The organism is Pseudomonadota bacterium (assembly GCA_010028905.1).
Classification (GTDB): Bacteria; Vulcanimicrobiota; Xenobia; order RGZZ01; family RGZZ01; genus RGZZ01.
Window position 1 is genome coordinate 1 of record RGZZ01000038.1, and the last position, 20,160, is coordinate 20,160.

At 66.6% G+C, this 20,160-nt stretch carries 18 protein-coding genes; 9 read left to right on the plus strand and 9 right to left on the minus strand.

What is annotated here, in order from left to right:
* Together EB084_04810 and EB084_04815 are read left to right on the plus strand one after the other, a co-directional pair.
* Window positions 1-251: hypothetical protein (locus EB084_04810; GenBank protein ID NDD27570.1), on the plus strand; the 251-nt coding region annotated here is incomplete at its 5' end.
* A gap of 27 nt (window positions 252-278) precedes the next feature.
* Window positions 279-1,634 carry a serine/threonine protein kinase gene (locus EB084_04815; GenBank protein ID NDD27571.1) on the plus strand — a complete coding sequence of 452 codons (1,356 nt, stop codon included), beginning with the start codon at window positions 279-281 and terminating at the stop codon, window positions 1,632-1,634.
* Between the two features lie 21 nt (window positions 1,635-1,655).
* Here EB084_04815 and EB084_04820 read toward each other — a convergent pair whose 3' ends face one another.
* From EB084_04820 to EB084_04830, 3 genes are read right to left on the minus strand one after another with little or no spacing between them, the layout of a single operon-like run.
* Window positions 1,656-3,536, minus strand: a complete 1,881-nt coding sequence (locus EB084_04820; protein NDD27572.1) for a hypothetical protein — start codon at window positions 3,534-3,536, stop codon at window positions 1,656-1,658.
* A gap of 20 nt (window positions 3,537-3,556) precedes the next feature.
* Window positions 3,557-4,195 carry a hypothetical protein gene (locus EB084_04825; protein ID NDD27573.1) on the minus strand — a complete coding sequence of 213 codons (639 nt, stop codon included), beginning with the start codon at window positions 4,193-4,195 and terminating at the stop codon, window positions 3,557-3,559.
* Between the two features lies 1 nt (window position 4,196).
* Window positions 4,197-4,607 (minus strand): hypothetical protein, encoded by a 411-nt coding sequence (locus EB084_04830; GenBank protein NDD27574.1) that lies wholly within the window; start codon window positions 4,605-4,607, stop codon window positions 4,197-4,199.
* 93 nt (window positions 4,608-4,700) lie between these two features.
* On the opposite strand from EB084_04830, the gene EB084_04835 reads away from it, so the two are divergent.
* The gene (locus tag EB084_04835) at window positions 4,701-6,224 is read left to right on the plus strand and encodes a hypothetical protein (protein NDD27575.1); all 1,524 of its coding nucleotides are present in this window, start codon (window positions 4,701-4,703) and stop codon (window positions 6,222-6,224) included.
* 172 nt (window positions 6,225-6,396) lie between these two features.
* Complete coding sequence (locus EB084_04840) at window positions 6,397-7,821, plus strand: hypothetical protein (GenBank protein NDD27576.1); 1,425 nt, start codon at window positions 6,397-6,399, stop codon at window positions 7,819-7,821.
* A 9-nt stretch (window positions 7,822-7,830) separates the two neighbouring features.
* Here EB084_04840 and EB084_04845 read toward each other — a convergent pair whose 3' ends face one another.
* The gene (locus EB084_04845; protein NDD27577.1) at window positions 7,831-8,766 is read right to left on the minus strand and encodes a hypothetical protein; all 936 of its coding nucleotides are present in this window, start codon (window positions 8,764-8,766) and stop codon (window positions 7,831-7,833) included.
* Window positions 8,767-8,908: 142 nt separating this feature from the next.
* Window positions 8,909-10,054, minus strand: coding sequence for a hypothetical protein (locus tag EB084_04850; protein NDD27578.1), 1,146 nt, complete (start codon window positions 10,052-10,054; stop codon window positions 8,909-8,911).
* Window positions 10,055-10,228: 174 nt separating this feature from the next.
* Between EB084_04850 and EB084_04855 the strand changes: the two genes are divergently transcribed.
* Complete coding sequence (locus EB084_04855; GenBank protein ID NDD27579.1) at window positions 10,229-11,266, plus strand: hypothetical protein; 1,038 nt, start codon at window positions 10,229-10,231, stop codon at window positions 11,264-11,266.
* Window positions 11,019-11,900, plus strand: a complete 882-nt coding sequence (locus EB084_04860; protein ID NDD27580.1) for a hypothetical protein — start codon at window positions 11,019-11,021, stop codon at window positions 11,898-11,900. The genes EB084_04855 and EB084_04860 overlap by 248 nt, the downstream gene beginning before the upstream one ends.
* On the opposite strand, the gene EB084_04865 is transcribed toward EB084_04860, so the two are convergent.
* The 3 genes from EB084_04865 to EB084_04875 are packed head-to-tail and all read right to left on the minus strand — an operon-like array spanning window position 11,888 to window position 17,165.
* Window positions 11,888-14,170 carry a DEAD/DEAH box helicase gene (locus tag EB084_04865; protein NDD27581.1) on the minus strand — a complete coding sequence of 761 codons (2,283 nt, stop codon included), beginning with the start codon at window positions 14,168-14,170 and terminating at the stop codon, window positions 11,888-11,890. The two genes, EB084_04860 and EB084_04865, sit on opposite strands and share 13 nt — an antisense overlap.
* Complete coding sequence (locus EB084_04870; protein NDD27582.1) at window positions 14,167-15,729, minus strand: hypothetical protein; 1,563 nt, start codon at window positions 15,727-15,729, stop codon at window positions 14,167-14,169. The genes EB084_04865 and EB084_04870 overlap by 4 nt, the downstream gene beginning before the upstream one ends.
* Complete coding sequence (locus EB084_04875; protein NDD27583.1) at window positions 15,726-17,165, minus strand: hypothetical protein; 1,440 nt, start codon at window positions 17,163-17,165, stop codon at window positions 15,726-15,728. The genes EB084_04870 and EB084_04875 overlap by 4 nt, the downstream gene beginning before the upstream one ends.
* Here EB084_04875 and EB084_04880 point away from each other — a divergent pair.
* The 3 genes from EB084_04880 (at window position 17,146) to EB084_04890 (ending at window position 19,571) form a co-directional block, all read left to right on the plus strand.
* Window positions 17,146-17,592 (plus strand): response regulator, encoded by a 447-nt coding sequence (locus tag EB084_04880; protein NDD27584.1) that lies wholly within the window; start codon window positions 17,146-17,148, stop codon window positions 17,590-17,592. The genes EB084_04875 and EB084_04880 overlap by 20 nt on opposite strands.
* Window positions 17,589-18,608 (plus strand): alkane 1-monooxygenase, encoded by a 1,020-nt coding sequence (locus EB084_04885; GenBank protein ID NDD27585.1) that lies wholly within the window; start codon window positions 17,589-17,591, stop codon window positions 18,606-18,608. Before EB084_04880 ends, EB084_04885 begins: the two co-directional genes overlap by 4 nt.
* A 135-nt stretch (window positions 18,609-18,743) precedes the next feature.
* Window positions 18,744-19,571, plus strand: a complete 828-nt coding sequence (locus tag EB084_04890) for a hypothetical protein (protein NDD27586.1) — start codon at window positions 18,744-18,746, stop codon at window positions 19,569-19,571.
* A 33-nt stretch (window positions 19,572-19,604) separates the two neighbouring features.
* Here the strand turns inward: EB084_04890 and EB084_04895 are convergent.
* On the minus strand, window positions 19,605-20,160 hold a 556-nt coding region (locus EB084_04895; protein NDD27587.1), incomplete at its 5' end, for a beta-aspartyl-peptidase.

Here is a 20,160-nt window from a genome sequence, read left to right on the forward strand (position 1 = left end):
ACGCCCGCCAGGTCATGTGGGCCCATGGCTGGCGCTCGTGCCTTGTGAGCAGCGACCCGTTCCATGTGCCCCGCTGCGTGATGGTGGCCCGGCATCTGGGGCTCGAGGCCTGGGGTGCGCCGGCCTACGAGAGCCCGGGCTACAAGCGGGCCGGGCTGCGCCTGTGGTACACATTGCGCGAGTGCGCCGCGTTCGCGCGCTACTCTTTCATGCGCCTCGTTGGGCGCGAGGGTTCGAGGGGAGCGGTGTAGCGCGTGCGCGAGGAGGGGGTGCGGAGGGTGCCGGGTCGCGTGAAGCTCGTGCTGGCGGTGCTCGGGGTTGTGCTCGTCGGCCTGCAGGCCTGGCGGTGGCACGCCGCGAGGGCCGAGATCGAGGCGCTGGCGGGTCCGAATCATCCCAAAGGGTATCTCATCGAGACAGTTCCCTCCGGACTCACGCTCACGGTCGAAGGCAAGGAGATCGGGGTGACGCCGTGTGTGTATTCCCCCCGCGAGCGGAACGCGACTGAGATGCCCTCGGGTGTGACCTCCCCCGCGCCCGACGAGAAGACTGTTGAGACGCTGCGCTTCGCCGGAGCCTTTGAAGACACGGTGACGCTACCACTCTACGTGGGGGCAGATTGGGTTAAATATCCGGACGACCTGCGCTTCCGTCCACGCTACGTCTTCAGCGACGCCGCCCTCATCGGCTGGTGGCTGCCGGGCCTCGTCTCGCTGCCCCTGCTGGCGGCGGCATTTGCGCTTCACGCGCGCGATCGCGTTCACCAGGCAGATGAGAGCACGGCCCTGAGAGACACCGTCGAGAACGTCGAGCCCGGGGGGCGGGTCGGCGATTGGCGCCTGGGGAAGCGTCTCGGCGAGGGGGCCATGGCCGAGGTGTTCGAAGGGCATCGCCTGGGGGCGAGTGCTTCCTCCGACACCACGGAGGGGGTTGCGGTGAAGGTGCTGTTCGAGGCCGTCTCGAGCGACCCGGAGTTTCGGCAGCGGTTCGAGCGCGAGGCCCTCATCGGGCGTCGCTTCAAGCACCCCAACCTGGTGACGCTGTTCGCTTCGGGACAGGTGGGCGAGCGTCTCTATGTGGTCATGCAACGGGTCTCGGGGGGGACCTTGCGTGATCGCCTGCAGCGCGGTCCGATGGCCCTCGACGACGCCCTCGCCGCCCTCGATGACATCTGCGCCGGACTGTCGCACGCCCACGGCCTCGGTGTGGTGCACCGCGACCTCAAGCCGGAGAACGTGCTCTTCGACGGCGCAGGCCGTTGCCGCGTGGTCGATTTCGGTCTTGCCCGCACCCAGGGCCAGCAGACCATCACGGCCACCGGCGCCATCATGGGCACGCCGGCCTACATGGCGCCGGAGCAGGTCGAGGGCGTTCGGGGAGATGCCCGTCTCGATCTGTATGCCCTGGGGTGCGTGGCCTATGAGATGCTGGCGGGGCGACCGCCCTTTGTCTCCAGCGATCTCACGCAGACGCTCATGGCGCACCTGTCTGATGTGCCAACCCCTCTGCGCGACCTTGCGCCACACGTGCCGTCGCACGTCGAGCAGACCATCATGGCGATGCTCGAGAAGCATCCCGAAGACCGCCCCTCGTCGGTTGACGAGGTTGCGCGGCGGTTGCGGGGGGACGCGTGACCCCGCAGCGGGGTGAGGGAGTCAGATGCGGTGGTTCACCATGCGCCAGAACGTGATGCGCAGCCTTCCGCTGCTGGGGAGAAACGTGTTGAGACTGAAATCGTACGTCTTGTGGGTGGCGTCGGTCTGATCTGAGCTGCTGTCATTGCCGTTCGATGCGCTCGACTTCCTCCTGCCGCCGGACAGCAGGTAGGCGAGTTCCTGTTTGGCCTCCTCGAATCTCTTGCGCTCGTCCGGTGATGCATTCGGGTTCACGGCGGCGGTCTGGGCCTTCTGCAGCGCTTCAACGGCATCTGCGATGTCTTTTCCTTGTGGGGTAGATGTCTTGATGCCGAGATCACCGAACTCGATGGAACCCGCGGGCATGGGCGTCAGCAGCGCCTGCCACGATTTCGGGATGGGAAGGTTGCTCGTCGAGCCATCAGTCGAGGGCTCTGATGGCGTTGACACGTCTTTCGCATTCTTTGCCGTTTCTTCGCTGGCGTCTCTGAACTCGCGATTCCGCTCTGTCCCGGGAATCGTTCCGAGGTACAGCTTCTGGCCGGTCATATCCGGGGGCAGCGGGTTTCCTCGGTCATCGCGTGGAGGGATGTACTCTTTGAACGTGTTCCTGTCGCTATACAGCTCCCCCACTGCAACGTTGTTGACCGTCACCGGCTCCGGCGTGGGCTGCGAATCGGGCGCCAGCGTCACCGTGAACTTGATGCTCGAGGCATCCCGGGTGCCCACCACGTGCACGTTCTCAAACGTGGCGCCGCCGCTGTCGGGCTTTTCCTTGGGGGCGTCGACCACCACGTTGCCCACCACGAGGATGTTGCGCGCGTCGACCGCGGTCTGCGAGTACACGAGCCCCTCGAACACGTTGCCGCTGCCCAGGCCCGGCACCGATCTGCCGCTGCCGGTGCCGGCCACCGCGATAGGGCCCGTGGCCACGAGGGCGATGCTCTGGCTGCCCACGATCTGGCTGGGGCCCCCCTTCATGGTGATGCTCCCGTCGACCACGAGCGCGCCCGTGCCCGTCACGCCGTTCGAGAGCGTGAGATTGCCGCGCACGTAGAGAAAGGCGTTGCTCAAGGTGAGCGCCCCGCTGTAGGTCAGGTTGCCGCCGGCGTAGTACGCCCCGCTCAGCGTGGTGGCACCGTAGGTCGGTTCCCCCAGGGCGATGACCCCTTTCTCGGCGTGGTTGTCGTAGCTGGTCACCTCGAGCTGGGGCAGGGCCACCGTTCCGCTGCTGGCAAAGATACCGGCACGCACGATGCGTGGCGGGTCGATGCGGATGGGGCCGCGTGACTTGACGAATCCGCTGATATAGGTCTGGCTGCCTCCGGACGGGGTGATGACGACGCCCCTCGGCGAGTTGGCCGCCAGGTCACCCGGACGGTCGGTCGAGCCGTTGACGTAGCCGCCCGACGATTGCGCCCCCTCGATGATGAGCGAGCCTTTCGAGCGGAACGTTCCGCTTGCCGCGACGGCGTAGGGAAACGGCGGCTGGCACACGATGGCTTCCACCGTGCGTACCTGTCCACGGCAGAAGCCTGTCGAGATGAGGTGCGTCATGCCCCCGGGCACGGTGCGACCGGCGTATCCGCCGCGCGTTTCGCTGGCCTGGTTGTTCGTCGACCACGGCCACTCGCCATTGGTCTTGAACGTGACCACATGCCCCGCTTGTCGTGGGTCGAGATTGCTCGACGTGGAGACGATCTCTTCGTCGTGGGTGCCGTAGGCCGGGTCGGCGGTGAGCTCAGCCATGGCTTGAGAGACGCCAGCTTCGGCTTCATCTTGCGCGATGTTGCCGTTTGCGAAGCCCACGGTGAGGTTGAGATTGGCCGTGAACAGCGCAACCATGGCGGCGGCGATGAGGCAGAGCGTGCACACCGTGCCCAGCACCAGCTGCAGCGACATGCCGCGCGCGCGGCGCCCGCCTACCATGGCGCGTTGCGCGGCGTCACCGCGGTGGTGAGATCGAAGCGCTCGATGCCCCCCTTGGGGTCTGGCACCTCAACGGTCATGTGCAAGGCGAGCGGATAGGTGATGGCCCCTTCCGGTGTCGACATGTCGAGGGCCGAGATCCGGCGTGACAGCAGCTGATCGCCCGCGGTCACGTCCGGGGTCTGGTCGGCCAGGTCCTGCGCGCTGATCTGCTGGGGTTTCGTGTTGTCAGCGAAGTGGTAGGCGGGCGGTGCGCGATGCATGAGCCACAGTGACTGATGGGCCTTGTCGAACCAGAAGATGTCGAAATGGTCGTCGTACAGGGGGGTGCCGTTGTCGCTGAACGGCTGCCCGGTCGAGACGATGGGCTGCAGCGCGATGGCGATGGGGCTGTCGTTCACACCGTCGGAGGCGGTCACGGTGGCCGGGCTGGTGCACAGCAGCGCATTCCGGATGCGGTGCAGCGCCGCGGCCGCCGCCTGCTGCGCCTCGGCGCCGGCATTCTGCTGCTGGAAGAGCACCGTGGCCGGCACCATCATCTGCGCGATCATGCCCAGTGCCAGCAGAAGCAGCATGCAGACCACGGTGAGCTCGGCCAGGGTGGCGCCGCGGCGACGACGACGTGTGCGCATCTCAGTTCCTCACGAACAGCACGCGGGTCGACGCAAGTGATGATGTTGTGTTCGCCCGATCGCGCCACGAGACGGTCACCTGCACGCCGAGGGCGTCGGCGCGGTCGATGGCGGTTCCCTGCGCGGTGGTGATGGCAAAGGTCGACACGCCTCGGCCAAAGGCGCCACGCGTGGTCTCTACGTCGGGCAAGGGGCCATCGCGGATGTCGGTGAGGTTGCCGGCGCCCAGCGTCTCGAGCGTCTGCTGGGCGATGATCGATGCCTGGACGCGATCTGCAGCCATGCGGGTGCCGCTCATCGTGGCGGGGACCACCCCCACGAGCGTGATCGAGACAATCGACAGCAGCAGAAGGGAGAACACGAGCTCGGCGAGCGAATATCCTGAACATCTGCGTCTGTCGCGAGACCGCATCTCGTTCTCCCCACTCAGACGTCGTCGCAAGGGGTTTCCCCGACGCGGGGGACATCGGGGTGCGAACCTCGAGCAAGGAGCTCTTGAAGGCCGATGCGCCCTCATCCCGCCGCGCGCCATGCAAAGCTGGCTATATTGTGGTTCGGGCTGGCGCTTCTCACCTCCTCGTCTGGTCTTCTGCGTCAACCGCACCCGCGAGATCCGGCCGCGGTCTACCTCGACACCTCTCCGCCGGGGGCCGCGGTCGTTCGCCTGCAGCCGCGCACCGGGCAGATCCGAGCGGGACGTGTCGAGACGGGCTTCGCTGCCGTTCCCGTGGGGCGCTCGCCGGGGCCGCTCAATCTCGATCGACACGCGCCCGCGGAGCTGCGCCTCTCGCTCTGGGGGTACGCCGACACGGTCTATCACTACGATCCCTCGCTGCCACCGGAGCGGGTCGAGATGCAGGGCCCCGCCATTCCAGGCGTGGTTCCCCTGCTGCACTGGTTCGCGAGGCATGGCCTGTTCGAAGCCACCGTCGTCTTTGCCGCCTTCGGCATCTTTGCGGTCCTCCGGGCGCGCCGAGCCACGCGCGATGAAGACCGCGACGCGCTGCGGCTTGCCCTCGGTGCGCTCGAGACCGGTGTCGTGATCCATGGCTGGAGGCTGGGGGACGAGATCGGACGGGGCGCGAGCGCCCGGGTCTTCACGTGCACGCGGGTCGACGAAGAGAGCGCAGCGGTGTGGGCCGTGAAGATGCTGGTTCGCACCCGCTCCTCGGAAGAGCGCACGACCGGCGACACGCTCTTCTCGCGAGAGATCGACGCCCTGCGTGGCCTGCGTCACCCGAATCTGCCGTTTCTTCGTGACTTCGGCGAGGCCGAGAGCGTGCGCTACATCGTGATGGAGCGCGTGGTCGGCGAGACCCTGCGCGAGCGGTTGCGTCGCGTGGATCGGCTCACGACACGCGAGGGGGTCGAGCTGGCGCGGCAGGTGTGCGCGGCGCTGCGGGCGGCCCACGCGCTCGGGCTGGTGCACCGCGATCTGAAGCCTGCCAACATCATGATCACCGCATCCGGACGGGTCAAGCTCATGGACTTCGGAATCGCTCGGGTGGTCTCGGAAGAAGACGACAGGCCACCGCTCGCAGAGGGTGTGACTCCCATCGCCCCTGATGACAAGGACGTGCAGTCCAGCCCCTCTGCGCTGAACGGGGCTGACGCTTCATACAGGGGATCCGAATCAGGCATCTCAAGCGGTGCGAGCCAGGTCTCATCTCCCTCGGGTGCGCGCTCTCGTCGGCTGGCGGGCACCCCGGGCTACATCGCGCCCGAGTCGCTCCGCGGCGAGGTCGAGACGTGGCGAGCCGACGTCTATGCCCTGGGGGTGGTGCTGTTCGAGGCGCTCTCTGGCCGTCCGCCCTTCGTGGCCACGACGACCCAGGCCTTGCTGCACGCGCACGCCCACGAAGCCCCGCCCGCTCTTGAAGCCCTCTCTCCGGAGGTCGGCACTGCGCTGGCGGCTCTCGTGAACCGCCTGCTCTCGAAAGAGCCGCTCGCGCGCTGTGCGGACGAAGCCGAGATCGAGGCAGAGCTGCTTCGCATCGCCACGAAGATCGACGCGCTCGAGCACGGCTGAGGCGAGGTTGCGCCACGGCAGATCTCGCGGGGCGTTTCGACCCGGCATCTTTTTTGCGCAAGTTAACAATTCGGCAAAGATCGCGTGATAGACTGGAGGCCAGCAGGTGGGACACTCAAGGGAGACGGCGCGGTGTCGCCTCTTCTTGAGAACGAAGAGGGGGGTCGAACCAATGGACCGCATCGGGAACGTCGCACGTACGTCCTCCGCCGTGGCAAGCCCGCCACGAAGCGCCCCCGCCGCCCGTTCGACCGAGCCTGCCGATGCCTATGCCGGCAGCGTCCCCACACCTGACCCCACCCCCACGGTTCGTCGCGCTTCGTCGCGCGCGAACAGCGTGGCCGCGCACAACCCGCAGGTGGGGACCAAGGACACCACGCCGCGCCTGAGTGCGGGTGCCCTGCAGAGCCCTCGATTCCTCGGCACCGAGGCCGAGTACTTCAAAGAAGCCCGCGGCATGATCGACAACGCGGCACCCGGCGATCGGCTGTGCCTGCAGATGTACACCTTCGAGAATGCCGTCACCCACGGCGATGACAATGCGGCGAAGACGGCGCCGGGCTACGCCGATCAGCAGGCGCTCCTGCCTGGGCTGGCGGCCGCCGCGAAACGCGGCGTCAAGGTCGACATCGTTCTCGATGCGTCCCGCGACCCTCAGACGGGTAAACCGCACAACCAGCCCATCATTGACTACTTGAAGAAGCACGCGGGCGCCACGGGCAACATGGCCATCGACTACTACCCCCCGGAGTCCGTGAACATCGATCACGCCAAGCAGCTCATCCACCTCACCCCCGACAGCAAGGGGGGGTACGCGGTGCAGAAGGCGCTTGTGGGGGGGAGCAACTGGGGCAACCACACGCCGGCCAACGATGACGGCGGGGGCGTCTTCTACGGCAGAGACGCGGTGGGGGCGGCCCAGATCTTCTTCCGCGATCAGGCCTTCAGCCGTGGCGACCGCACCAGCGCGCCGGCGCCGGAGAACGACCCGAGTGCGCCGGTGAAGTGGCTCACCACATCTCCCACAGCCGAGGGCGGGGGCTCGCACGCCATTCTCGATGCCAAGCTGGCCCTTACGAAGCAGGCCAGCTCGGTGTACGTCAACGAGTTCTGCTTCACCCACGGCGACCTGGTCGACGCCACCGCCGCCAAGGGGCACGACGCCCACGTGCGTCTCGATCCGAACGAGAGCATGGTCAACCGCAATGCCCTGTGGGCTGTCCGCAAGGCGCACGGTGAGGCGCAGTGGGCCAACACGGCGGCCGACCCGAACATGGTCGGGCAGAAGAATCACCAGAAGCTCGACGTCTACGCCGATGCAGACGGCCAGGCTTTCTCCCTCACCATCGGCAGCGCCAACGACACCTCGAACGGCCTCGACACCACGCACGCGGTGGTCAGCAAGTCGACGGGCGCGTCGAGCACCAAGAAGACCAACCACGAGATCGACGCCCAGGTCGACCGCGTCACCATCGGCGACTACACCACGGCCGACTTCCTCGACGCCGCCCTGGCCAAGACGAAGGACGATCTGGCCGCGCGGAGCCTCAACGGCCTCCCCAGCACGCTCTCGGGCACGAAGCCGGGTCAGTTCTGATCGGCGGCCTCAGTCGGCCTGCGATCGCGCCGCCACGGCCGTCGTCATCTGACGGGGAAAGCTGCTCGCGGCCGTCTCGAGCTCCCGAGCCCAGGCTTTGACGAGCGCGCTGCTCTGTGGGGCCCCTCCTGAAGGGTTGAACCGCGAGTAGACCCACGCGCCACAGATCTGGGTGGGCTCGATGCCGCTCTCCTTCCAGGCCTTGGCGATCTCCGGATCTTTCACGATCTGGTTCGACGAATCGCGCAGGCGCCAGTCGGGCTTCGTCTCGTCGAATGGTTTGGCCGGATCGAGAACCAGCGGGTTGTCGTCGTTGACTGAGCCGCTGTCGGCAGGGTCGAGCAGCAGGTAGTGCGATGCGACGGTGTCGTCATAGGTGCCGATCTTCAAGATGACCGCGTGGTTCTTGCGCTCCTCTTCAGGCAGGCTGCGATATGCGCGCACCAGCGCCGAGGTATCGCAGCGCATCTTGGGCCACGAGGGAACGCCAGACAGGTACTCTTCCTTGAGGGTGAGCTGCACCTTGCCGCTGGTGGTCTCTGACAACAGGTCGGCGTTCAGCTGGGCCATCGACAGCCCGCATGGCGTGTAGTAGTAGCGCTTCTGGGCTTCGTGGTTGAGGTTGCGGGGCGTCCACACCTTCGTGCCCGGCTCAGAGAGCAGGCGCAGCACCATGGCCATCGAGGTGATGAGGCAGCCTTCATTGGCGATGGTGTTGCCATCTTCGAACTCGCGCATGAGCGACTCGGCCTGGGTTCGCGACTCACCGTTGAGCTTCGTGTCGGCCTTGATCACCAGGTCGCGATCCCACATGACATCGTGGCCCCAGGTCGGATCATCCTGACGATACGGGAGGGGCTTGGGGGCGCCTGAGGCATCGCTCTCGGGCTGTGCCGCGGCAAGGCGCGGAGGGGCAGGGCTCGGGGTGATGGCGGTGTTGATCACGGTTCGGCTCCTCGGCTCTCAAGTCAGACTCTTGCTGATGACAGTGTACGTGAAGCGTCAGAAAAAAACATGAAAACAGCCGGCGCGTCGTTCGCGCGGTGGGCGTGCGTGCGTCTCGGGCGTGTCTCAGTGGCGCCTTGGCTCAGTGGGACGCGGGCTTCTTCTGGGAGGCGTCGGGGGCGTTCTCGTCATCCGGCCACTGGTTCTGCAGGGCATGGAAGATGTCGAGGTCGGCTTTTCCCTTGATCTCGGAACCGCGGCCGTAGTCGGTGAAATAGGTGAGCTTGCCGATGAGTACACTGGCGCTATGCATCTTCTTCTCTTGAAAGATCACGGTCTCACCGCGGGTGATGCGGTCGACGGCTTCGAACGCATTGATCTCCTGCTTCGATTGAGGAGCGAACAAGGCCTTGGCCCCGTGATACAATCCGCTTCCCACCGCGCCGAGAAACGCGCCCGCAAGAACGCCCATCTGCACGCCGATGGCCGTTCCCACAGGCCCCTGCAGCACGAGACCCGCGAGAGCGCCGATGGCCAGCCCCGCGGTTGCGCCGCCGGTGGATGACTTGAGCGCCTGGGTGAAACGGCTGCCGGGGCTTGCTTTATAGAAGGCAAATGGGTACGGGGTGTTGTGTCGCTTCATGGTGAAGAACGCGACCTTGGCCGAGGTGTCGGCAATGACGCTGTCAGGCGAGCTGTTCGACTGGGCGCTGTACATCTCGTGCAGCAGCTTGAGCTCACCGAAGCTGTGCACCGGAACAGGCTTTCCATAGGGGATCTCGCGCCCGGCACCCTCGACCTTCATGTTGGCCTGCTTCGTGAGCGAGGCTGCAGTAGCGGCCGCGGCCGTCCCCATCGGTGTACCGAGCAGAGCCAGCGATCCCAGGCCTTCCGGGGTGAGGTTGAGGTCGATGACCCGCTTGGGCTGAAACAGCACCTCTTCGCCTGCAGACAGGCGCTGCAACGCTTCCATCTCGCTCAGAGCGCGGGGGGCGCTGAATCCACAGATCTTCCGATCGGCCCGCAGCTCCCACGGGAAGCCGTCCATCTTGAGCTTCTGGGTGAAGTACCCCAGCATGTGGGCCGCACCGGCCTGGTCGATGTGGTAGTACCGATTGTCATCGAGAAAGATGTGCACCCGGTCGGGATAGCGGCTGCGCTCTGCTTCGTAGGCTTCACGACGGGCTTTCAGCTCGTCTGCAGAGGGGCCGGGCGTCGGTGCGGGTGTGGGTGGCTTGGAAGGGTGGCTCTTGTGCTTTGTGACAGCGTTGGCGGTGGTGATGCCCATGGGGTCTCCCTCAAGCTGTGGGGAGCGCCGTCCCCAGGTGTGTGCCGTATCGTAGAAGCCGAGACTGGAAAATGTCTGGAGCACGGCAGTCTCACGCGTTCGTAACCTGTGTCTCACGGTCGTTCGAGGATTTCTTCAGCGGTGTTCATACACTGTTGGCGGAGGACGCACGACATGATCGGCAAGTCGATGTTTCACCCTCGATGCGCGCCGGCGAATCAGGGCATTGCAGTCCCACGGCGCGTGGCGACGGTCACGCCTGCTGTCGCCAGGGCGTCGGTTGCGCCTGGGCCATCTGCCGACGACGCAGCTGTGGGCAGTGCCGCGCGCGCGACGCCCGCGGCCGAGGTGCCCGCTGGGCTCAGCGCCGCTGAAGCCAGGCTTGCGCGCATCGCCGCCACCAAGGCCCGCTCGTGGCACGACGAGGTCATCTACATGGCCATGACCGATCGCTTCCACAATGGCGACAAGACCAATGACGCGGGAACCGACCCGACGAACCCCAATCGGTTTCACGGCGGCGACTGGCAAGGGCTCATCGACAAGCTCGATTATCTGGCTGACCTTGGCGTTACCACACTGTGGATCTCACCGCTGCCGGAGCAGATACGCGATTTTCTCGGCACCGACGGATACCACGGCTACTGGACCAAGGACTTCACCCGCCCCGAGCCGTCTTTCGGTACGGTCGACAAGCTGCGTGAGCTGGTCGACAAGGCGCACGAGAAAGGGCTCAAGGTTCTGGTCGACCTCGTGGTCAACCACCTCGGCTACGGCGCCCCCATGGCCGAAGATCCCGCCTATCACGATTGGTTCCACCATCAAGGCAACGTAAACCTGACCTTGCAGCGCAACATGGAGAAGGGGAAGCTCTCTGGCCTCCCCGACTTTGCGCAGGAGAACCCTGTTGTTTCACGCTGGCTCATCGACCAGTGCAAGGCCTGGATCGACAAAGCCGACATCGATGGCTTTCGCCTGGAGGTTCTCGGCCGAGATCCACGCCCACGCCGGCAACAACTTCTTGCTTCTTGGCGAGGTCTACGATCCGGTCGTCGCGCACACGTCGAAGTTTCAGAACGAGGCGGGCATGGACTCGGTGTTCGACTTTCCGCTCAACTTCGCGCTGCGCAACACCATCGGGTGCGACAAGCCGTCCACGTGGTGGAACACCCTTCGTTACGTCGTCACCCATCTCGATCACCTCGATGGTGAATCTGTGCGCATCGCCATGGGCCAGTCAGACGGCGACATGCGCCGCCTCTCGAGCGTGCTGAAGAAAGACAGCGCCTATCGCCGCTCAGATCTGCTCGTGACCCTGCTCGACAACCACGACATGCCGCGCTTCACGACGGTCGCCGGCGAGAAGGGAGAGAGCAAGCTCAAGCTCGGACTCGCCCTGCTCATGACCATGCGGGGCATCCCCTCGGTCTACTACGGTACCGAGGTGGCCATGCGTGGCTACACCGACGACGACGTGCGCAAGGACATGGCCTTCGGCTCGCATCCGCAGATGGAGGCGGCCTTCAAGCAGCTTGCGCACATCCGCAAGGACTCGGTGGCGCTGCGGCGCGGCAGCTTCGAAGAGCTGCACGCCGATCGCGACGTCTATGCCTTCTCGCGCTGCGCGCCGTCTGAGTCGGTGGTGGTGGCGCTCAACAACGGCAAGCAGGTGAACCACCGCGACATCCCTGCGCCGGCCAGCCTGGCCGATGGAACGACGCTCATCGATAAGATCGGTGGCAGCCGCTACATTGTGAACCAGGGCCGCATCGCTGTCGACCTGGCGCCGGACCAGGCGGTCATTCTGGGCGTCGCGGGGTCGTTCGGCTCGAACTACCCGTGCTGATGTCGTGGCGATAGCGAGACGATGATGTCGGCCACCTCGTCGCTCACCTCTTCGTCGAGGCGCAGCGTGTCGACCAGGGCGAGAAACGCTGGCACGTCGAGGGCCTGTTGCAACCACTGCGCCCACCAGCCGTCCGGCAGGCGCCCGGACAGGGGGCCGTCTGACAGCGCAGACGACATGGCGCGGCGGTGCTTGCCGATGGCGGAGAGCACCTGTGATTCACTGAAATGCAGATCGGGCGGCACAGTGCGGGCGAGGGCGCACACAAATCCGTTCCCCGCCGCGGTGAGACCGCGCGTCGAGGTCTTGAGACACTCGAGCAGCAGCCGTCCGTAGGCCGATCCGAGGAAGTGCGCGAGGTAGATCACCTCGTCGCGCAGCACCACCTTGACCTGTCGCTCCTTGATGCCCAGAAAGGTCGCGAACGACTGGGCCAGGGCCAGCGGGATGACGGGCGATCCTGTCCCGGTGAACTGCGCCTTGCCGGCGGGGCCTTCTGAGGTGACGCGGATCTGCTTGTCGGACACTTTCTGCACCTGGCGCTTGCGCCCGCCGATGATGAGCTCGCTCGGCAGGTTCGACAGCGCCAGATCCCGGGCGGCCTGCCGTCGTTTGCCGTGGCGCGGCATGTCGCCCTGCACGGGGGTCGAGACGTAGCCCACCACCCGCTCGGTGGCGGCGTCGACAACGGCCAGGTCGAGCTCATCGCGCCCGCCGATGTTGCCGTGCATGGTGCCTCGCTTGTAGATGTATTCGAGCCGATCGGCGGGGGCATAGCGGCCGTTGGGCAGGGGCTGCAGGTATTTCTCGTGCGCCATGTGGGCCAGCAGCTCGCTGATCTCGGCCACGCTGTACAAGCCGCTCACCCAGGTTGGCAGGCGCTCGTGCAGCACCGTGGCGTCGATCCAGCGCGCGCGGTTCTGGTAGATCAGCGACCAGGCCTGCTGCACCAGCACCGAGGGGCGAAAGACCGTGGGGCCCGCGTGAATCTCGCCGCGTCGCGCGCAGTCGAGCAGGTGCTCGAAGCGGGCGCGCTGTGCGGGGGTCTCATAGAAGCAGGCCACGCGCGTGGTGTCGAACGAGCGACGGTTGCCGCGCCCCACGCGCTGCAGCAGTGCGGGCACGTCGGGTGGCGGACCCAGAAGGCCCACGCGATCGATGTCGCCGATGTCGATGCCCAGCTCGAGAGTGGTGGTGGCGAAGCAGAGCGCGGTCGACGCCCCCAGGAAGCGCTTCTCGACCCGCTCGCGCTCCTGGCGGGCGAGGCTGGCGTGATGCACGAACACGTCGCGGCCGAACGGTGCCTGTCCCAGGCAGGCCACGGCCATGTTCTCGGCTTCGGCGCGGCTGTTGGTGAAGACGAGAACCTTGCGTCCCAGCTGGCGGTTCCCCCGGGTCGAGATGACGGTACCGTCGGCGTCCACCAGTCCGCGGAAGTAGGCGACCACGGATGCGGGGTCGGTGCTGGCCACCAGCTCGGCCTCGATCTCGCGGCGCTCGTCGGTCGACACCACCACCGCGCGCGGGCCGAGGTAGCGACGCGCTACGTCTTCGGTACGCGCTGCGGTGGCGGTGGCCGCCACCCGCTGCAGGGGAAGGGGCACGGCGCCGCCGCGCGTGGCCGCCTGCGCCGCCACGCCCATGACGAGGCGCTCGAGGCGCGTCACCAGAACAGCCAGCTGATCGCCGCGCGCCGTGCCATCGAGCACGTGCAGCTCGTCGAGCACGATGGCGCGCACGCACTTGAGCGTCTCGGGGCGACGCGCCAGCATCGAGTCGAGAGACTCCGGGGTGGTCACGAGAACGGCGGCCTTCTCGCCTGCGTCGCGCTCGGCAGAGGTGAGGGCGATCTCTGAGTAGTCGCCGGTCTTGCGGCCGAGGGGAACGCCCAGCTGGCGCATGGGTGGCTCGAGACGGCGGAAGAGGTCGTTCACCAGCGCGCGGGTGGGCGACACGATGAGCAGCGAGGCGCCGCCCGACCACTTCTCGCGCAGCAATCGCTCGACCAGCGGGGCGGTATAGGCCTCGGTCTTTCCCGTGGCGGTGGCCGAGGCGATGAGAACCGCCTCGCCGCCCAGGATGCGGGGTATGGCTTCCTGCTGGATGCGTGTGGGCTGGGGGAAGCGCCCCAGGAACGGGTACCACGTGCGCGTGAGCAGCTTGCGCACGCGCTCGGTTCCTGTGCCCAGCAAGCGCTCGGCTCGTCGCGCCGGGTTGCGGGGCATGCCGAGATCGAGGTTGTCGAAGTCGAAGCCGTCGGCGTCGCTCAAGACAAGGAGACCGATGCGGCGCCCAGCATCTCTTCGGCGCGCCGCAGGAAGGTGGGGCCGTGCTTCGGGTCGTGGCGCAGGAAGTCAGCGATCTCGGTGAGCAGCTTCAGCGCCTGGCGGATGTTCCCCAGCCGCCCCCACTCGATGGCGCGGTACAGGGCATCACCCAGTCGGGTGAGGTTGGTTTCGGGGGCGGCGAAGTCCGGGTAGGCGTGCTGGTAGAGCCCCCACACGCGCCCGCACAGCTCGCGGTAGTCGCCCGCATTCAGTGGCGAGAGCTCAACCACCGCGCTGTCATCGACGAGACCGCGCAGCACGTTCACGCCAGCAGAATCCGGCGTGATGGCGAAGGTCACGTACATGTGCTGCGATGGCGCGTACAGCGCGGGGATGGCGCGGTGCACGGGGTGACCGCCGCGGGGGAGGTCGTCGACGTCGATCTTCACCCCGCTGGTGCCCATGCAGGCGGTGGCGTAGTACGAGAACAGCACGGCCGCGTAGTAGGCGTGGCCGCTCGAGAGCAGGCTGTAGAACTCGGCTTCGTCGAGCAGTATGACCAGGCCCGCGTATCCCGCGCGATGCGCCAGAACCGAGATGCCGCCCAGCATGTAGGTGTAGATGTGCGCCCAGGGGCAGTAGTCCATGAGGGCATACAGGCGATGGTACTTGCGGGCATGCGCTTTCAGCTGTTGGTCGAGGGTGACGTTGCTCACAGTGGGGTGACCCTCGATCCAGTCGAGCAACGTCTCGACCAGCCCCGGATCGACTTCGCGCAGGGCGGCGTAGTAGGCGAGGGCGGGGCTGAGGTACTTGTGATAGGTCTCGGCCTCGGGGTTGCGCAGCTCGTCGCTCAGCTCGGCGTTCTCGAGGATGCGGTCGAACAGTGGCGCCAGTCCGCCGTTCTCGTGGCCGTGCTGGTTGGGGTAGCGCAGCGATCGCACGATGGAGCGGTACACGCGCTTGGGCATCGAGGGGGGCACCTCGCGGGCGTCGAGGGTGATGCGGGCCGTGATGAAGTTGCGCGAGAGGGCCAGCTCTTCGACCCATTCGAGATGATGGGTCTTGCCCGTGCCGTAGTCGCCCATGATCACGCGAAAGGCGCCCCCATCGCGGGTGGCGTCGAGGTCTTCGGCCACCATGGCCATCTCGGCCGCGCGCCCCACGGTGTAGGTCTCGATGAGGTGGCGCGGCACCACGCCCAGGCGTAGCGCCTCGACCGCGTGCAGCGCCTGGGCCTCGGTGAGGTCGTGGGGCACGTGCACCGGCGTCTCGATATCGTCTGACAGCAGCGCGACCGTCTTCTTCTTCTTCGGACGCGGGGTCTTGTCGCCGCCGCCGGTCTGGGCCAGGGCGAGGGCCGAGATCACCGCCTGCATGCCGGCCGGCTCGGTGGCCGTCTCGAGCTCGGCGGCCACCACCAGCCACGCCACCGTGGGCTTGCTGTCGAAGCACACACGCACCACGCGCCCGCCCCGCTGAACCTCGAGCACCGAGCCCGGTCCCAGGAACGGGTGCTTGACGCGCGCACCGACCGTGAAGGTCGTGGAGACCTTTCTCATGCGTCGATGAAGGCGCTGTTCGCGCCGTCGAGGGCGGCCGCGCCATCGGCCAGCATGTGCTCGAACTCCTCGAGCAGCAGGGCGCGCTCCTCGCCGCGTCGCTGGCGGAAGAGCAGATCGATGAAGGTCTTCACGAACAGGCGGCGATGCCCGATCTCGAACGAGAAGTCGGCGCAGGTGCGGGCAAGCCCGGCGAGGTTCTTCTTCTGTACCTCACGATCGCTCTTCCACCCTTCGGCCACCTCGAACACGTCGAGCAGCTTCTCGCCGATGCGCACCAGCAGGGTGGTGAAGTCGAGATCGAGGTGCTCGAGATCGATGACGGGCGCCTGCGGGCTGCGCTCACCCATGGGAATGGGCGACTTCAGCCGCTGATCGAGGGCGGGGTAGTCGGGCACCACGTTGCGCAGGAACTCGGGCGGCACCGCGTACAGGAAGAGCACGCCCGGCAGCAGCGCCGAGCCGCACAGATCGACCACCTGCCGGAGGTTGTCGCCCAGGGCTTGAATCTTCGACCGGGTGAACGACATCTGCCGGTCGACCTCGTCGAAGAGCAGCACGCAGCCGGGGAACCCATACTCGGAGAGCAGCTGGCACATCGAGCGCAGCATGGTGAAGGCGTTGCCCTTCTCGATGGCTTCGAAGATGCCCAGCTCGCGCACCTCGCCCCGCTTGATGGGGTCGCCGCGCAGCCACGCCTCGAGCACGGCCTCGCGCTCGATCTCACCGAAGGCGTACGACCGCATGAACTCGGCCGCCGCGCGCCGGAACGAGTGGCTGTCGACCGCCACGCGCAGCGCGGTCTGCTGGATCCATTTCTTGAAGGCTTCGTCGCCCAGCGCCTCTCTGCGGTCATCGGCCACGTCGCGCAGGATGTCGGTGAGGCCGCGCGACGGGCGCGCGCCTTCGGCGCGGGGTGGCGTGGTGAGCGCCATGGCCACGGCGCGGTAGACCTTCACCGCGTCGTCGTACGGGCACTCTTGCGGGCTCAGTGACACGATGGCCGTAGGGAAGCCCTCGTCGAAGGCCAGGTCGCGCACGCAGTAGAGGAAGTGTGTCTTGCCGCCCCCGTAGTAGCCCTGCACGAGCTTGAAGCCGGAGCCGCCCGCGCCCTTGAGCAGACGGCGCAGGTACTCGTCGCGCAAGATGCGCAGGTACGTCTCGTTGCCCACGTTCACATACTGGATGCCGCGGTCGGGGGGCTGTCCGGCTTCCCCCATGCGGTGCACGATGTGCGAGGCGAGTGCGGGGCTGAGGTTCTGGGTGTCCAAAGTGGAGTCTCCTTGGGGGGCGATCATGATGGTTTCGACGTGACGCGGGTCTTGCCTCCCCCCGTGGCTGCGCGTACCGCGCGTGAGACGGCGGGAGGCGCGTGATTGTTGCACCCCTGCTTCGCGGAGGAGCAGCCGTGTGCGTGTGGAAGCCCGCATCTGCATGAGCGACGCGCGGTTCTCGGGAGGGGCCGAATCCCCCCCACCCACACGCAGCCTTCGGGTTCTGCTGGCGGAAGACGACCCTGCCAGTCAGGAGCTGGCCCTGTTCCTCCTGCGCTCGCGGGGGCACGAGGTGGTGATGTTCGACAATGGCCGCGATGCCCTCGATGCGTGGGTGCGGGGGGCCTTCGACGTGGTGCTGCTCGACGTGCACATGCCGGTGATGGATGGGGTCGAGACCGTGCGCGAGCTGCGCCGGCTCGAGCTGGGCAAAGGCAAGACCCGCGTGGTGGCGCTCACGGCGAGCAGCCACCCAGATGAGCTCGACCGCCTGCTCACCTACGGCTTCGATCGCGTTCTCACCAAGCCGCTTCGATTTCACGAGCTCTTCGGCGAGCTCGAGACCTTGGGAGAAGAAGTACAGCCATGAACTGGCGCACCTATCTCTGGCCGTTCACGGTTCCTCTGGTCTGCGCACTGCAGCTCGTGCTCGGCGAACGCTTCGCGTTTGCCACCACGGTGTTCGTGTTCGGCGTGATCCCCCTCATCGATGCGCTGCTGCCGGCTGATACCGTGAACATCGAGCCCCGCGATGAGGAGCGGGTCACGGCAAGCGCCGCGTTTCGCCGTCTGCTGTACGCGGCCATCCTCGCCGACACGGCTGTGCTCGCGCTTGGCCTGACGCAGGCGCATCGGTTCGGGGCTGTCGAGATGATTGGCGCGGCGCTGGGCGTCGGCCTCGTGACGGGTGGGGTGGGCATCACCGTGGCCCACGAGCTGCTGCACAAGACCCGCCGAACAGAGCGCTTCTTCGCGCATCTGGCCCTGGTCGAGGTCGGTTATCTGCACTTCGTCGTCGAGCACGTGTTCGGTCATCATGTGCGTGCCGCCACACCCGACGACCCGGCCACCGCGCGCAAAGGTGAGTCGGTCTATGCGTTTGTCGTGCGGTCGGTGCGCGACTCCTGGCGCAGCGCCTGGAACCTCGAGGGCCGTCGTCTTGCACGGGTCGGGGCGGTGCCCTTCAGCGTGCGCAACGTCATGTTCGTCTACACGGTTGCTCCGCTGCTGCTTGCCATCGGGGTGCTTCGGGTGCTGGGCCTGCCGGCGCTGGTGCTGTTCGTGGCGCAGGCCGTGGTGGCGGTGGTGCTGCTCGAGATCGTGAACTACGTCGAGCACTACGGCCTGGTGAGAGCCCGCCAGGGCGAGCGCTACGAGCCGTTCGGCGCCCGCCACGCCTGGGACAGCGACGCCTGGCTCTCGAATCGCATCTTGTTTCGTCTTTCGCGTCACGCCGATCACCACCGCAACGCGATGCGTCCGTATTCCATCTTGCGTCGCCTCGACGAGAGCCCGAAGATGCCCACGGGCTATCCCGGCATGATGCTGCTCTCCCTGGTTCCGCCGCTGTGGCGAGCGGTCATGCACCCCCGCCTGCGCGACTGACGATCGGGGCCTCTCCCATCAGGCGCCTCATGAGAGGCCGGGGAGAAGCTGTCCCGGCGTTTACATCACGTGTCTGGAAGGCAAGGCGGTTTCACGGTAATGTGATGGCGCGAAGCTTTGATCGCCAGGAGAGCCATGAACGTCCATCCCGCATCGACCCTGCGTTCCACGACGCCCCGCTCTGTGCGTTTCGAGGGAGAGCCCTCGCCCGATCCCGTCCTCCCGGAGGGATCTGAGCCACCCGCAGAGGGGGAGGCCATCGATTTCTCCACCATCGACACGCCCCAGAAGGCCGCACTGCTGCCGGCCCTGAACGGCGCGTCTCTGGCAGTGAACCTCGCGACCCTGCAGGCCGAGGCGAAGTGGGAGATTGTGGTCACCTCGCTTCAGCAGGCCACCCTCAACAACGCCATGGGCGAGAGCGTGCGCATGCAGGGGGCGAGCAGCAAGGATTCCGTGGTGTCGCTGAGCGGCTCCGGGCAGCTGGGCGAGGTGCCCATCGAAGAGACCTGGACGCTCAACAAGGACAATGGCGTGCTCACCATCGAGGGCACCATCGGCTACTCGCACGAGTCTCTCGAGCTGCACGGCGCAGACGACGGCACTCAGGTTCTCGAAGGCACCATCGGCGACGTGGCGGTGCGCGAGGTGTTTCGGCGCGACGACGGTCTGCTGGCTCTCGACGGCACGCTGGGTGGGGTCGAGCACCACCAGGCGGTCAAGATCGATGAAGATCGCATGCCCATGCAACCGCCCCTGGTCTTCAAGGACGCGCTTGTGGTCGACGGTATGCTGGGTGACGCGCCCATCACGCTGCACGTCGACGCCGTCTGCCCGCAGCACGTACCTGCGGTGACGTATGCGGGCACGGGCAGCATCGCGGGGGTTGCGGTAGAGTCGAACCAGACATTGCAGATCACGCCCATCCACGCGCACGCGTCCGAGGGGCTGCTCGCGCGCTGAGCGCCACGATCGCGCCCTCTGTTCAGCGCTGCCTCAGTCTTCGAAGGTGCCCTTCTTGACCACGATGCTGTCACGCATGCACATCACGCCGCCTGCGATCACGTGACGCGGGCGTAGATCGGCGTCGAGCACGAGTAGATCGGCGTCGTGCCCCACGGTGATGCGGCCCTTGCGGGGTAGCTTGAGCACGTCGGCCACGTTCGCGGTCACCGTGCGCAGCGCCTGATCGAGGGGGAGGCCCTCGAGGCGTACGAGGTCGCCCAGCTCTTGCAGCAGGGCCATCGGGCGGGCCGTGTCGATCTTGACGAGGCGCCCCTGGGCATCGAACTGGGGAAGCGAGCCGCACGCGTCAGAGGTCATGGTGATGTGGGCCAGGGGGACGCCGGCGTCGAGCAGCCCCTTCACCGCGGTCGAGGGCTTGATCTCCTCGTCTTGATAATACGCCCACGATGAGGCGGTGATGTCGACCGGCCCATCCTTGGCCCAGGTCTTGGTCTCTTCGAAGATGTGCGCGTTGCGGTTGCAGTGGGTGGGCCAGAGCTGTGTCGGCTTGAACATGGTGGTGGCCACCACCTCGCGCAGCAGGCGG